The organism is Pinirhizobacter sp., from assembly GCF_036499745.1.
In the GTDB taxonomy this organism is placed as follows: domain Bacteria; phylum Pseudomonadota; class Gammaproteobacteria; order Xanthomonadales; family Rhodanobacteraceae; genus Pinirhizobacter.
In genome coordinates this window covers 85,499-98,911 of record NZ_DASYDG010000057.1, presented here as the reverse complement: position 1 = coordinate 98,911, position 13,413 = coordinate 85,499, and the positions used below count along the sequence as shown (strand labels likewise).

General features: G+C 65.1%; 9 protein-coding genes and 1 riboswitch. Of the genes, 4 read left to right on the top strand and 5 right to left on the bottom strand.

Translation table 11 applies throughout. The features are described from left to right. The first annotated feature begins 26 nt into the window (after positions 1-26). Positions 27-1,673, top strand: a complete 1,647-nt coding sequence (locus tag VGM61_RS18685) for an APC family permease (RefSeq protein ID WP_331524432.1) — start codon at positions 27-29, stop codon at positions 1,671-1,673. Here the strand turns inward: VGM61_RS18685 and VGM61_RS18680 are convergent, their stop codons facing one another. The 3 genes from VGM61_RS18680 to metX are packed head-to-tail and all read right to left on the bottom strand — an operon-like array spanning position 1,674 to position 4,941. Then, a complete protein-coding gene (locus tag VGM61_RS18680) occupies positions 1,674-2,732 on the bottom strand; it encodes a homoserine dehydrogenase (RefSeq protein WP_331524431.1) in 1,059 nt (352 codons plus the stop codon). It lies immediately after the preceding gene. Beyond that, positions 2,729-3,913, bottom strand: coding sequence for a cystathionine gamma-synthase (gene metB, locus VGM61_RS18675; RefSeq protein WP_331524429.1), 1,185 nt, complete (start codon positions 3,911-3,913; stop codon positions 2,729-2,731). The genes VGM61_RS18680 and metB overlap by 4 nt, the downstream gene beginning before the upstream one ends. Further along, positions 3,910-4,941, bottom strand: coding sequence for a homoserine O-succinyltransferase MetX (metX, locus tag VGM61_RS18670; RefSeq protein ID WP_331524427.1), 1,032 nt, complete (start codon positions 4,939-4,941; stop codon positions 3,910-3,912). Before metX ends, metB begins: the two co-directional genes overlap by 4 nt. Before the next feature lie 82 nt (positions 4,942-5,023). After that, positions 5,024-5,138: riboswitch (SAM riboswitch) on the bottom strand. Positions 5,139-5,593: 455 nt separating this feature from the next. Between metX and VGM61_RS18665 the strand changes: the two genes are divergently transcribed. Continuing rightward, complete coding sequence (locus VGM61_RS18665) at positions 5,594-7,195, top strand: peptide chain release factor 3 (RefSeq protein ID WP_331524426.1); 1,602 nt, start codon at positions 5,594-5,596, stop codon at positions 7,193-7,195. Between the two features lie 174 nt (positions 7,196-7,369). Here VGM61_RS18665 and VGM61_RS18660 read toward each other — a convergent pair whose 3' ends face one another. Both VGM61_RS18660 and VGM61_RS18655 read right to left on the bottom strand, forming a co-directional pair. Further along, the gene (locus VGM61_RS18660) at positions 7,370-9,841 is read right to left on the bottom strand and encodes an acyl-CoA dehydrogenase (protein WP_331524425.1); all 2,472 of its coding nucleotides are present in this window, start codon (positions 9,839-9,841) and stop codon (positions 7,370-7,372) included. Between the two features lie 24 nt (positions 9,842-9,865). Continuing rightward, the gene (locus VGM61_RS18655) at positions 9,866-10,816 is read right to left on the bottom strand and encodes an alpha/beta hydrolase (RefSeq protein ID WP_331524424.1); all 951 of its coding nucleotides are present in this window, start codon (positions 10,814-10,816) and stop codon (positions 9,866-9,868) included. Between the two features lie 62 nt (positions 10,817-10,878). Here VGM61_RS18655 and VGM61_RS18650 point away from each other — a divergent pair, with 62 nt between their 5' ends. Both VGM61_RS18650 and VGM61_RS18645 read left to right on the top strand, forming a co-directional pair. Continuing rightward, positions 10,879-11,460 carry a TetR/AcrR family transcriptional regulator gene (locus VGM61_RS18650; protein ID WP_331524423.1) on the top strand — a complete coding sequence of 194 codons (582 nt, stop codon included), beginning with the start codon at positions 10,879-10,881 and terminating at the stop codon, positions 11,458-11,460. A 99-nt stretch (positions 11,461-11,559) separates the two neighbouring features. Continuing rightward, on the top strand, positions 11,560-13,341 hold the full coding sequence (locus VGM61_RS18645) for a phosphoenolpyruvate carboxykinase (GTP) (protein WP_331524422.1): 1,782 nt from the start codon (positions 11,560-11,562) through the stop codon (positions 13,339-13,341). The last annotated feature ends 72 nt before the right edge of the window (positions 13,342-13,413 follow it).

Sequence of the window (13,413 nt, the reverse complement as noted above, 5' to 3'; positions counted from 1 at the left end):
GTGCGTTCACCCCGCAAGGAACATCGATGTCCCAATCGTCCGGAATCCGCCGCGAAGTCGGCCCTTTCGCCCTGATGCTTACGGGCCTGGGCTCGATCATCGGCTCAGGCTGGCTGTTCGGGGCGTGGAAGGCCGCGGGCCTGGCCGGTCCCGGCGCGGTCTGGGCCTGGGTACTGGGCGCGGCGATCATCATGACCATCGCCCTTACCTATGCGGAACTGGGCGCGATGTTCCCCGAGTCCGGCGGCATGGTGCGCTATAGCCACTATTCCCACGGGTCGCTGGTGGGCTTCATCGGCGCGTGGGCCAACTGGATCGCCATCGTCTCGGTGATCCCGGTGGAAGCGGAAGCCTCGGTGCAGTACATGGCTTCGTGGAAATGGCAGTGGGCGAAAGACCTCTACGTGCACATTCCCGGCGGCCATGGCGAGCTCAGCGAGATAGGCCTGTGCATCGCCGCCGTGCTGGTGGTGATCTACTTCCTGGTCAATTTCTGGAGCGTAAAGCTGTTCGCGCACTCCAATACCGCCATCACCATTTTCAAACTGGTCGTGCCCGCGGCCACGGGCGTAGCGCTGATCGCCAGCGGGTTCCATTCGGAGAATTTCTCTGTCGGTATCCACGGTGAAAAACACGCGATCGACTTCGCAGCGGTGCTCACCGCGGTCGCTACGGCGGGCATCGTCTTCAGCTTCAACGGCTTCCAAAGCCCGGTAAACCTGGCGGGAGAAGCGCGCAATCCAGGACGAAGCATTCCGTTCGCCGTGCTGGGTTCGATCGCGCTTGCGACGATCGTCTATGTACTGCTGCAGGTGGCCTATATCGGTGCGGTACCACAGGAACTGCTGGCCAAGGCCGGCTGGAATGGCATCGACTTCAGCTCGCCGTTCGCGCAACTTGCCGTGATCGTGAACCTGCATTGGCTGGCCATGTTGCTTTACGCCGATGCGTTCATCAGCCCCAGCGGCACCGGCATCACCTACACCGCCACCACCGCCCGCATGCTCTACGGCATGGAGCGCAACGGCACCTTGCCGAAGGTGCTTGGCCGCGTGCATCCGAAGTGGGGCGTGCCGCGCCCGGCGATGTGGCTGAACCTTGCGGTGTCGTTCCTGTTCCTGTTCAAGTTCCGCGGCTGGGGAACCCTGGCGGCGGTGATCTCGGTGGCGACGATCATTTCCTACCTCACCGGCCCCGTCAGCGCGATGACTCTGCGTCGTACGGCGCCGGACATGGCGCGTCCGTTCCGCCTGAAGGGCCTTGCCGTGGTCGCGGGGCTCGCCTTCATCCTCGCCACGGAGCTTCTGTATTGGGCGCGCTGGCCGCTGACGGGCGAAATCATCCTGCTGATGGTGGTGGCCCTGCCGGTGTACCTGTACTACCAGTTCAAGCAAGGCTGGCACGACTTCGGCCGTCAGCTGAAGGGCGCCTGGTGGCTGATCTTCTACCTGCCCTCCGTTGCCGCGCTGTCGTGGGCAGGCAGCACCACCTTCGGCGGCATGGGCTATCTATCCTATGGCGTGGACCTGATCGTGGTGGCGCTGGTGGGGCTGGTGTTCTACATCTGGGGAGTGAAGTCCGGCTGGCGCACGCCCAGTGTGGACCAGGCCCGCGCCGAGGCCCATCTTGAGGCACGCGACCACGGCCCGCACGTGGTGCAGCCGCGCGCCTGATCAGGCATACAGCACGTCGCCCAGCAGGGCCTGCGCGGTGATCTCAGGTCCCGCGCCTGGTCCCTGGATCACCAGCGGCTGGGCGTGGTACCGCGTGGTGGTAAGGGCGAACTGGTTGTCGGTGCCGGTGAGCCGCGCAGCCGGATGATCGCGCGGCACCTCTACCAGCCCGACGCGCGCCCTGCCCCGCTGGTTCAGCCGGGCCAGATAACGAAGCACGCAACCACGGGCAGCCGCCCTCGCATGCCGTTCGGCCAAGGGCGCATCCAGTTCCGCGGCCCGCTGCAGGAATTCCCCGGTGGATACGCCCTGAAGCGAAGCCGGCACCACGCTTTCGATTTCCACTTCATCGTGACCCAGCGCGAAGCCCGCCGTGCGCGCGATGATCAACAGCTTGCGGGCAACATCCTCGCCAGAAAGATCCGAACGCGGATCGGGCTCGGTGTAACCCTGCTTGCGCGCCTCGTGCAGCAAGGTAGAAAACGCCTGCTTGCCGTCGTACTGGTTGAACAGCCACGACAACGAGCCTGAGAAAACCCCTTCCAGCGTGAGCAGGCTGTCGCCGCATTGGCGAAGGCGCCGCAGTGTGGACAGCACGGGGAGCCCCGCGCCCACGGTGGCGGCATCGCCATAGCGATCGCCCGCACCGGCGGCCTGCAGGGCACGCCAGCTGTGTAGTTCGCCACCGGCCGAAGCCTTGTTGGCGGTAACCACGTGGTAGCCGGCATGCAGCCAGCGGGCATGCTGTGAAGCCTCGCGGCTACAGGCGGTGGCATCGACGATGACGCGACGGGACGCGCCGCTGGCGTCGAGGGTCGCCAGCAGCGCGTCGTCGTCGCGTTCGCCGCACTCGGCTGCCAGCCGCTCACGGACATGCGCCGGGGTGAGCCCGGCGGCGTCGGCATGCTGCCGACGGGAATTGGCTGCGCCCACCAGATGCAAGCCCTTGGCGGCAGGGGTCTGCAGCAGACGCAGAAGCGCGCTACCCACTACACCTGTACCCAACAGCACAATGGCTTTGCGCGAAGGATCAAGGCTCGTCGCCAGCACCGCGCTCATGCACCGACCCGGCGTTTGGGCTGTGCAGCCTGCGCACGTACCAACGCGGCGTCGAGGTCGGCAATCAGGTCGTCGCCGTCTTCGATACCCACCGACAGGCGCAGCAGGCTGTCGCTGATGCCGGCCGTGCGGCGGGCTTCGGGCGCCATCGACGCGTGCGTCATCGAGGCCGGATGCGCAATGAGGCTCTCCACACCGCCGAGCGACTCGGCCAGCGAGAAGTATTCAAGGCCGTCGACAAAGGCACGGATGGCCGATTCATCGCCATCGAGTTCGAAACTGAGCATGGCACCGAAGCCCGACTGCTGGCGTGCGGCCAGGGCATGCTGCGGATGATCGGCAAGCCCGGGGTAGTACACCTTGCTCACCACTGGATGAGCATCCAGGCGTGCGGCAATCCGTTGGGCGTTCTCTTCGTGCGCCTTCAGGCGTACCGAGAGCGTGCGCAGGCCGCGCAGGGTCAGGTAGCTATCGAAGGGCGCACCGGTCAGGCCATTGCAATTGCCCCACCACTTCAACTGTTCGGCCACGGCCGGATCGCGGGCAATCACCGCGCCGCCGACCACATCGCTATGGCCATTGATGTACTTGGTGGTCGAGTGCAGCACGATGTCCGCACCGAGGGTGAGCGGCCGTTGCAGCGCAGGGGAAAGGAATGTGTTGTCCACCAGCACCAGGGCGCCCACCGCGTGCGCCGCCTGGGCCACGTGGCGGATGTCGGTGATGCGCAGCAGCGGATTGGACGGCGTTTCCAGCCATACCAGCGCAGGCTTCGTGGCCAGGCCCTCGGCCAGCGCCTGGGGATCGGTGAGATCGGCAAAGCGCACCTGGAAGCGGCCCTTCTTCGCCCAGGCATCGAGCAGGCGCCAGGTGCCACCGTAGCAATCATGCGCCGCCAGCACCGTGGCCCCCGCGGGAACGATCTCCAGCGCCAGTGCCACCGCGGCCATGCCGCTGGCGGTCACCACGGCACCCGCGCCTTCTTCCAGCTCCGCGAGAGCTTCGGCCAGCAGGTCGCGGGTGGGGTTGCCGCTACGGGAATAATCGTAACGGCGCTTGTTGCCGAAGCCCTCGAAACTGTAGTTCGTGGACAGGTGCAGCGGCGGGACCACCGCGCCGTGCTGGGTATCGCATTCGATGCCGGCGCGGACGGCGCGGGTACGGGGGCTGGCCGGGCTCATGCATATTCTCCGTGACAACATTCCAGGGCCTCGCGCACGAGCGGCGCCAGGCGGGTGGTTTCCTTGAGGAAGGCATCGTGGCCGTAAGGGGACTCAACCACATCGAGGCTAGCGGTGCCGCCCAGGCGGCGTTGCAGTTCGCAAAGGTCCGCCAGCGGCACCAGGCGGTCGGACGGAAAACCGACCAGCGAGGTAGGCGTGCGCACCCCTTCCGGGCTGATGTCGTGCAGGTCGATCGATTCGGACAAAGCCAGGAAACGCGTGGCATCGAAGCGGGCAACGAAATTCCGGCCAGCGTGTTCGAGGTAGTCCTCGACCGGAAAGTGAAAGCGGCCTTCGCGCAACTCAGGACCCGCGGCGAAGCGGCGGGAAAACTCCTCGGCGCCGCGGTAGGTTGTCATGGCCAGCTGGCGGGCGAGGTTCAGGGCCTGGTCCACCTGGCCGGACTCCAGCCCCAGGCGGACGATGCCACGCTGCACTGAGCGCTGCGCCGTGGCCAGCGGGTGCGGGCGATGCGCACCGGCCAGCAATACCAGCCGACGCAGCTTGCCGGAATGGCGCGCGGCGAAGGCCAGCCCCGCCATCGCCCCATACGAGGCACCGACGAAGGCCAACACGCGACCAATACCGAGCTCGTCCACAAGTGCGGCCAGCGCATCGGCCTGATCTTCGCTGGACACCGCCGAAGCACCGGTAAGGTCGGACGGCACCAGGTAGTCGATGCTAAGCACCCGGTACCGGGTGAGATCAATGGCGGCGCCCTCACCGACCAGTTCGCTCCACCAGCCATTGGCCTGGCCAGGACTGGCACAAACGTCGCGGTCGGCCGAAATCCCCCCCTGCACGATCACCGTGGGCGCACCCGGCGCACCCGTCCAGAGATAGCGCACCGTGGCGCGGCAAGCCCCCTGGCCATATTTCGGCTCCAGGTGAATTTCGCGACTGCCCCGCTGCGAGGAAAAATCGCTGCGCGTCGGAACGGCAACCGTGGCGGAGATGGGAAAAACCGTGGCGGGTTCAGCAGGCATGCAAGGCTCCAGTAAAAAGCTCGAGCTCTCGCGAAGCGCCGGAGGCCACCGACCGGCCACGGGAACACCCGCGCCAACGGCACCCTCATCTATCGGCTTGCGCCAGGCGGCGCTCCGCAGGAGTTGGCACCGTTGCGGTATTCCCGCAGGTTGCCCCGGCTTCAAAGGGCCTGTCCCTCAGCCGGTCTCGATGAGTGGACCTGAGGCTACGCCCACTCCGCAACGTTGTCAACGGACGTCTGGACGTCTAAACGTCCGGATTCTACCCAGCGCCCGGCGGGTCGCCTCCGGCGGTGGCGGTGCGGGAGCCGTCGGGTGGCATTTTCTTCACTAAGTCCTCAGTCGGCTTCGCCTCCCTGCGGAAGCGTTCCGAAAACGCCACCCGACGGCTCCTTCGGACGCAGCGGTGGGTTATGAGGCGAGCGGGCCACTGTGCCCGCAGGCCCGCAGGCCCGCGTTGGGCCGTCTCAGGAGTCGGAGGGAGCCGGAGGGAGCCGCCGGGGGCCACCCTGGGAACGCTTCCGCAGGGAGGCCAAGCCGACTGAGGACTTAGTGACCGGGGTGGCCCCCGGCGGCTCCCTGCCTCACCCCCGGAGCGCCCCACCCGGCGACACGGTAGAATAGTCGGTTATCCCCGCCTGCCCCGAAGCCCATGTCCAGCCACCTGGCCGAAACCCGTCGTCGCCGAAGCTTTGCCATTGTCAGCCATCCTGATGCGGGCAAGACCACGCTGACCGAGAAACTGCTGCTGTTTGGGGGCGCGATTCAGATGGCCGGGTCGGTGAAGAGCCGTAAGGCTGCGCGCCATGCCACGTCTGACTGGATGGCGCTGGAAAAGGAGCGTGGGATCTCGGTGACGTCGTCGGTGATGCAGTTTCCTTATAACGAACGCATCGTGAACTTGTTGGACACTCCTGGGCACGCGGACTTCTCCGAAGATACCTATCGCGTGCTTACTGCGGTGGATTCGGCCTTGATGGTGATCGACTGCGCCAAGGGCGTGGAGGAACGCACCATCAAGCTGATGGAGGTGTGCCGCCTGCGCGATACGCCGATCATGACCTTCATCAACAAGCTGGATCGTGAGGGGCGTTCGCCCATCGAGTTGCTCGACGAGGTGGAATCGGTGCTTGGCATCGCCTGCGCACCGCTGACCTGGCCAATCGGCATGGGTTCGCGCCTGAAGGGCGTGTACCACGTGCTGCTGGATGAAGTGCACATCTTTGAAGCCGGCAAGAATTTTACCCGCCAGGATTCCACCATCTTCAAGGGACTGGATGCCCCGGGCCTGGCCGAGAGGATCGGCGCGGCGGAGTTGAAAGAAGTTCGCGACGAACTTGAGCTGGTGCTGGGCGCTTCCAACCCCTTCGACATGGACACCTACCTGGCGGGCAAGCAGACGCCGGTGTTCTTCGGCTCGGCGGTGAATAACTTCGGCGTGCAGCTGTTGCTGGACTTCTTCGTCGAGCACGCTCCGGGGCCGAAGGCGCGCGATACGCTCACCCGTACGGTGGAGCCGGCCGAGGAAAAACTCACTGGCTTCGTGTTCAAGATCCAGGCGAATATGGACCCGGCCCACCGCGACCGGGTGGCTTTCATGCGCGTGTGCTCAGGTACCTACACCGCCGGCATGAAGATGCAGCAGACCCGCACCGGCAAGGAAGTACGCATCGCCAATGCGCTCACGTTCATGGCCTCGGATCGGGAGATCGTGGAGAGGGCTTATCCGGGTGACGTGATCGGCTTGCATAACCACGGCACCATCACCATCGGCGACACCTTCACCGAGGGTGAGCCCTTGTCATTTACCGGCATCCCGAATTTCGCCCCGGAACTCTTTCGCCGTGCACGCCTGCGCGATCCGATGAAGATGAAGGCGCTGCAGAAGGGCCTGGCGCAGCTGTCGGAAGAAGGCGCCACGCAGTTCTTTCGACCTCTGATGTCCAACGAACTGGTGCTCGGCGCCGTGGGCGTGCTGCAGTTCGACGTGGTGGCCTATCGCCTGAAAGACGAATACAACGTCGATGCCAGCTTCGAAACCGTGCCGGTGGCGACAGCCCGCTGGGTGCACTGCGACGACGAGAAAAAGCTCGCTGAATTCCGCGAGAAGAACGCCATGAACCTGGCCGTGGACGGTGCCGGCGAACTGGTTTACCTGGCGCCAACCCGAGTGAACCTGCAGCTGGCGATGGAACGCTGGCCCGACGTGCGGTTCGCCGCCACGCGCGAGCATGCAGCGTCTGTCGATGTATAGACGCAACGAGCCCGAACTAGGGGCGACCACTTCCTTTTAGCATCGAGTGGCGCAGAAGCCACTCGCGAGCGGGTCCGCCTCCCGCGCCTGTGCGGCCGTCGAGAAGTCCTCGCCGCTAAAAACTCTGCAAAAAAAAACGGCCCGAGGGCCGTTTTTTTTCATCCTTGGCCCCGATCAGGCCGCCCTGACGGCCGTTGGCTTCTTATCAGCCCGCGTCACCGCGGAACGAAGCTCCGATGGATCGAAGTCGTCCACCGCGATGAACTCGTTCACGCCCTCGCGCACGCGCTTCAGTAGCTCGCGCTCGGCGGCATTGATGGCGCCGATGCGCTCGGCCTCGGCCAGCTGGCCGTCGTAGTCGTGGGCGTGCAGCTGCCCGCCTTTCATGGCCTTGACGAACTTGCGCTCCACCGGCTCCGCGGCGATCACATCGGGCAGCAAGGCATTCATGCGGCCTACGGTGTTGTTCGCGCCGGGCGTGAGGTAAGTCCAGGTAAGCAGGCGCGAACGCGCCTCGCTGGGGGCGGTGATGAGCGCCGCAACGCGACGGCCCAGGCGGTCGGAGGGCGGTACTTCGCGGCGGCCGAAGGGGAACACCAGGGCGCGCAGCAGCCATGCCACCGGACGCACCGGGAAGTTGCGGATGGTGCCGTCCAGCGCCATCTGCATGCGCCAAACGCATTCGTGGAAGGCCCAGGCCAGCATCGGGCGGTCGGCTTCGGGACGGCCGTTGTCCTCGTACTGTTTCAGCATGGCGCTGGCGATGTACAGGTAGGACAGGACATCACCCAGGCGCGCGGAAAGTTTTTCCTTGAACTTCAGCTTGCCGCCCAGCACGCCCATGGCAACGTCCGCACACAGCGCCAGCGCAGCGGAGTAACGGTTGAGCTTGCGGTAGTAACGGCGGGTGTAGGCGTCGCCCGCCCCTTCGCCGATGGAGGCGAAGGTCAGGCCCAGCACGAAGCTGCGCACGGCATTGGAGAAGCCGAAACCGATATGGCCGAAGAGCACGCGATCGAACACGCGAAGCTGCTCGCGTTTATCTTCGATGGTAAGCGCCTGCATTTCCTTCAACACATAGGGATGGCAGCGGATGGCGCCCTGGCCGAAGATCATCAGGCTGCGCGTCATGATGTTCGCGCCTTCCACCGTGATGGCGATGGGCACGCCCTGCCAGGCACGGCCCGCATAGTTCTTCGGACCAAGAATCACGCCCTTGCCGCCGTGCACGTCCATGGCATCGGACGCCACGGCGCGGCTGAACTCCGTGGCGTGGTACTTGGCGATCGCCGAGGGTACGGCGGGTTTCTCACCACGATCCACCGCGGCCGCCGTGGCGCGTGAAAGTGCCGCCGTGGCATAGGTATAACCGCCGATGCGGGCCAGGGCTTCTTCCACGCCCTCGAAGCGGGCGATGGCCAGGCCGAACTGCTTGCGCATGCGGGCATAGGCGCCGGTGGCGGCCACCGCCATGCGCGAACCGCCGGTGGCATTGGACGGCAGCGAGATGGCGCGGCCTACGGAGAGGCACTCCACCAGCATGCGCCAGCCCTGGCCTGCCATGTGCGGACCACCGATCAGCGTGGACAGCGGCACGAAGACGTCCTTGCCGTGGATCGGGCCGTTCTGGAACGGAATATTCAACGGGAAATGGCGGCGGCCGATTTCCAGCCCCGGGGTTTCGCGCGGCAGCAGCGCCAGGGTGATGCCGAGGTCTTCCTTTTCGCCCAGCAGGTGTTCCGGGTCGTACATGCGGAAGGCCAGGCCCACCACCGTGGCAACGGGTGCCAGCGTGATATAGCGCTTGTCGAAGGTAAGACGGATGCCGAGCGTTTCCTTGCCCTCGTGCATGCCCTTGGTGACGATGCCGAAGTCGGGGATGGAGGTGGCGTCCGAGCCCGCCTGTGGGCCGGTGAGTGCGAAGCAGGGAATGTCACGGCCATCGGCCAGGCGCGGCAGGAAGTGGTCCTTCTGCTCGTCGCTGCCGTAGTGCAGCAGGAGTTCGGCCGGCCCCAGGGAATTGGGCACGGCTACCGTGGACGACAACGTGGCCGATATCGACGACAGCTTCTGCAGTACCGCTGAATGCGCCAGCGCCGAGAACTCCAGGCCGCCATAACGCTTCGGGATGATCATGCCGAAGAATTTGTTCTTCTTGATGAAGTCCCAGACATTGGGTGGCAGATCTGCCAGTTCGTGGGTGATCTGCCAGTCGTCGATCATCGCGCAGAGTTCTTCGACCGGGCCATCCATGAAGGCCTGTTCCTCGACGCTGAGCTCAGGCTTGGGCTGGCGAAGCAGCTGCGACCATTCCGGCTTGCCGGAGAAAAGCTCGCCTTCAAAGCCCACGGTGCCGGCTTCCAATGCCGTCTGCTCGGTGGCCGAGAGCTTGGGCGTGACCTTCGCGAACATCTTCAGCAGCGGCGCGGAGATCGTCCTGCGGCGGAAATCCACCATCAGCAGCGGCACCGCCACAAGGGCCAGGATCACCAGCAACACCACCGTGGTGACGGGTGCTCGGGCAATCAGCCCCACCACCAGCGTGGTGACCGCGGTGGCGATGGTCCACGTGCGCAGGGAGGTGCGGTGGTAGGCACAGGCGCCGGAGGCGATGATAGCCGCCAGGATGGTAAGGATCACAGACATCGGAAGTAACCTCGTGGCTTTGCTTCAGTTCAACTGATTGATGAATTTCGCGACTTCGCCGGTAAAGGCGTCGTTGGCGTCGCCCGCCACCATATGGGTTGCGTCGGGCAGGTCTACATGCCGGGCATGCGGCACCAGACCCATGAATTCGGTGACGGTGTCCCGCGAGACAATGTCGCTGCGGCCGCCCGACAACAACAGCATCGGTACCTTGATACGACGAGCGGCCTCGAACAGCTGCGGCTGGTAGCGTTCGGTTTCGTGACTTACGGTTTCCAGCAGGGCGGGATCCCAATGCCAGCGAAGGCGCCCGTCGTCGCCCTGGCGCAGCAAGGGACGTAACGACGCTTCGCTCTTGCGCTCGCGCTGCGGCATGTAGGCGCCGATGGCATCGGCCGCCGCTTCGTAGCTGGAAAAACCATCGGGATGGGCGCGCATGAAACCGAGGATGCGCTCCACGCCGCGCGTTTCCCAGCGCGGCGTGATGTCCACCAGCACCAGGGCAGCGAACGGGGGCCGGGCCGCGGTGCCTGCCAGCATCAGGCCCAGCAGGCCACCCATCGACGCACCCACCAGCACCGGTGGGTGGCCATCGCGGGATTGAAGTTCGCCGGCAAGGAAGGCCAGGTCGCCGACGAATTGCTCCATGTGGTATTCGCCGCCCGCCGCGCGGCCGCTTTCGCCGTGACCGCGTGCATCGAAGGCAACCACATGCATGCCCTGCGCGGCCAAGGCCACGGCGGCTCCGGTCCATGCGTGGCGTGTTTGGCCGAAGCCATGGGCGAACAGGACCGACGGCGAACCGCCGCTGCCGAACTCCGCGATGGAGAGGTCGATGCCATCGTGCCCAACGAGGCGGACCAGCGGTGACGTGGCAGGGGTGGGAGCTGTAACCATACGCTTGAGTATGGGAGTAGCGGACACCGTCGTCAATACGCCCACGTACGGTTGTGAAAGATTCGTTGATTCAACCATTTAGCATCCCGATTCCGCTTTCGGGGAATTGCAAAGTGCCGGTAAACGGCTACCATGCGGCGATGAACGAGAGCGCCAAGACCGATCGTATCCGCCTTTCCGCCGAGGACTGGGAAGACGCAGCCCTGGGCCTGATCGCCGAACAGGGTGTCGGCGCACTCGCGGTAGAAGCCCTGGCCCGACAGCTGGGCGTTACCAAGGGAAGCTTCTACTGGCATTTCCGCACGCGCGAAGCCTTGCTGCAAGCGGCGCTGGAGCGATGGGAACAATACGGCGAGCGTGAAGTGATCGACCAGATCAAGGCCATCGCCGATCCGCGCGAACGCCTGCCCGAACTGTTCCGCCGGGTGGCCCACGAGCGCGACCCGCATCGCGTGTACGCGGCACTGCTCAAGGCGCTGGACCACCCGCTGGTGGTGCCGGTGATGGCGCGCGTGTCGCAACGGCGCATTGAATTCCTTACCGAGGTCTATCGCGAGGCCGGCATGGCGGCCAAGCCAGCACTCAACCAGGCCAGGCTCACCTACGCTGCCTACGTCGGTTTCCTGCAGCTTAATTTCACCCTCGGCCTGCCCCGCCTGTCGCACGACGAGTTCGACGAATACGTGGCACACATGTTGTCCACGCTCACCCCGCAGTCCTGAACGAAAGCCCTTGCCTGAAGCGTTTTGTGGCGGGCTACCTTGCAATACCACCGCTCGCAAACTACCGTCATACCTTGTCTTTCCTCAGGACCACGCGGTATGTCGAGCAGTCTGGATGCGTTGAATCAATGGGTTGCCGGTGTGGCGGCGCTGACCAAACCGGAACGGATCCAGTGGTGTGACGGAAGCGATGCCGAATACGAGCAACTGGTGGATGGCATGCTGGCCACCGGTGACCTCATCGCCCTGAACCAGGCCACCCACCCGCGCAGCTACCTGCACCGTTCGAACCCCTCCGATGTCGCCCGTGTCGAGCACCTGACCTTCATCTGCACGCCACGCCAGGCCGATGCCGGCCCGAACAACCACTGGATGGATCCGGCCGAAGCCCACACAAGGGTCGACGCCCTGTTCGATGGCGCCATGCAGGGGCGCACGATGTACGTGATTCCCTACTGCATGGGCCCGATCGATTCCCCCATCGCACGTTGCGGCGTGGAGATCACCGACAGCCCCTACGTGGTGGCCAACATGCGCATCATGACGCGCATGGGTGCCGCAGCCCTCACCCGCATCGAGCGCGACGGCAGCTTCGTCCGCGGCCTGCACTCCACCGGCGACCTTGATCCGGGCAAGCGCTTCATCATGCATTTCCCGGAAGAACTGTCGATCAAGTCGATCGGGTCGGGTTACGGCGGCAACGCCCTGCTGGGGAAGAAATGCCATGCCCTTCGGATCGCCAGCCACCAGGCCCGGCGCGAGGGCTGGCTGGCCGAACACATGCTGATCGTCGGTGTGGAAGACCCGCGTGGCGAAACCCACTACATCGCTGCGGCGTTTCCATCGGCCTGCGGCAAAACCAACCTGGCCATGCTGATCCCCACCGGCGGTTACGCGAAGGAAGGCTGGAAGGTCTGGACGGTGGGCGATGACATCTGCTGGATGACACCGGGCGACGACGGCAGGCTTTGGGCGATCAACCCGGAGGCCGGCTTCTTCGGTGTCGCGCCGGGCACCGGCGCCAACACCAATCCCAATGCGCTGGCCACACTGGCTAACGACACGATCTATACCAACGTCGCCCTGACCGAAGACAACCAGCCCTGGTGGGAAGGTCTGGACGACCGCGTCCCCGCCGTCGACTGGCAGGGCCGCCCCTACGACAAGGCCAACGGACCGGCCGCGCATCCCAATGCGCGCTTCACCGTCAGCGCACGGCAATGCCCCAGCTATACCGACAAGGCCGAGGCGGCACATGGCGTACCGATCAGCGCCATCGTCTTCGGTGGCCGCCGTCCGTCGCTCGTGCCGCTGGTGTTCGAGGCCCGCGACTGGACGCACGGCGTGTTGGTGGGCGCCGCCATGGGCTCGGAAACGACCGCCGCGGCAACGGGTGCTGTGGGCGTGCTGCGCCGCGACTCCATGGCCATGAAGCCTTTCTGCGGCTACAACTTCGCCGACTATTTCGCCCACTGGCTCAGCTTCGACAAGCCCGGCGCAAAGCTTCCGAAGATCTTCCACGTCAACTGGTTCCGCAAGGACACTGACGGGAAATTCATGTGGCCCGGTTACGGCGAGAACCTGCGGGTGCTTGAGTGGATCATCCGCCGCGTGGAAGGTACCGCCCGGGGCATCGATACACCGATCGGCACGCTGCCGGCGCAGGGCGAGATCAACGTGGAAGGGCTGGCCCTTGGCCAAGCTGCCCAGCGGGCCCTGTTCGAGGTGGACTCCGAGGGCTGGGCGACCGAAATGAAGGATATCGCCGGCTACCTGGAAAGCTTCGGCGACCGGCTGCCCCAGGCGCTCCACGATGAACAGCGGCGCATGGCCACCGCCCTGGCGAACACGGCCCCGAGGACGTGGGCGCAGGCGATGTAAACCCCCGCCGGGCTTAAACCAATCCGCCCGCGGGCGCATCCAAGCTGGCAAGATGAATGCTTGCCTCGCCAT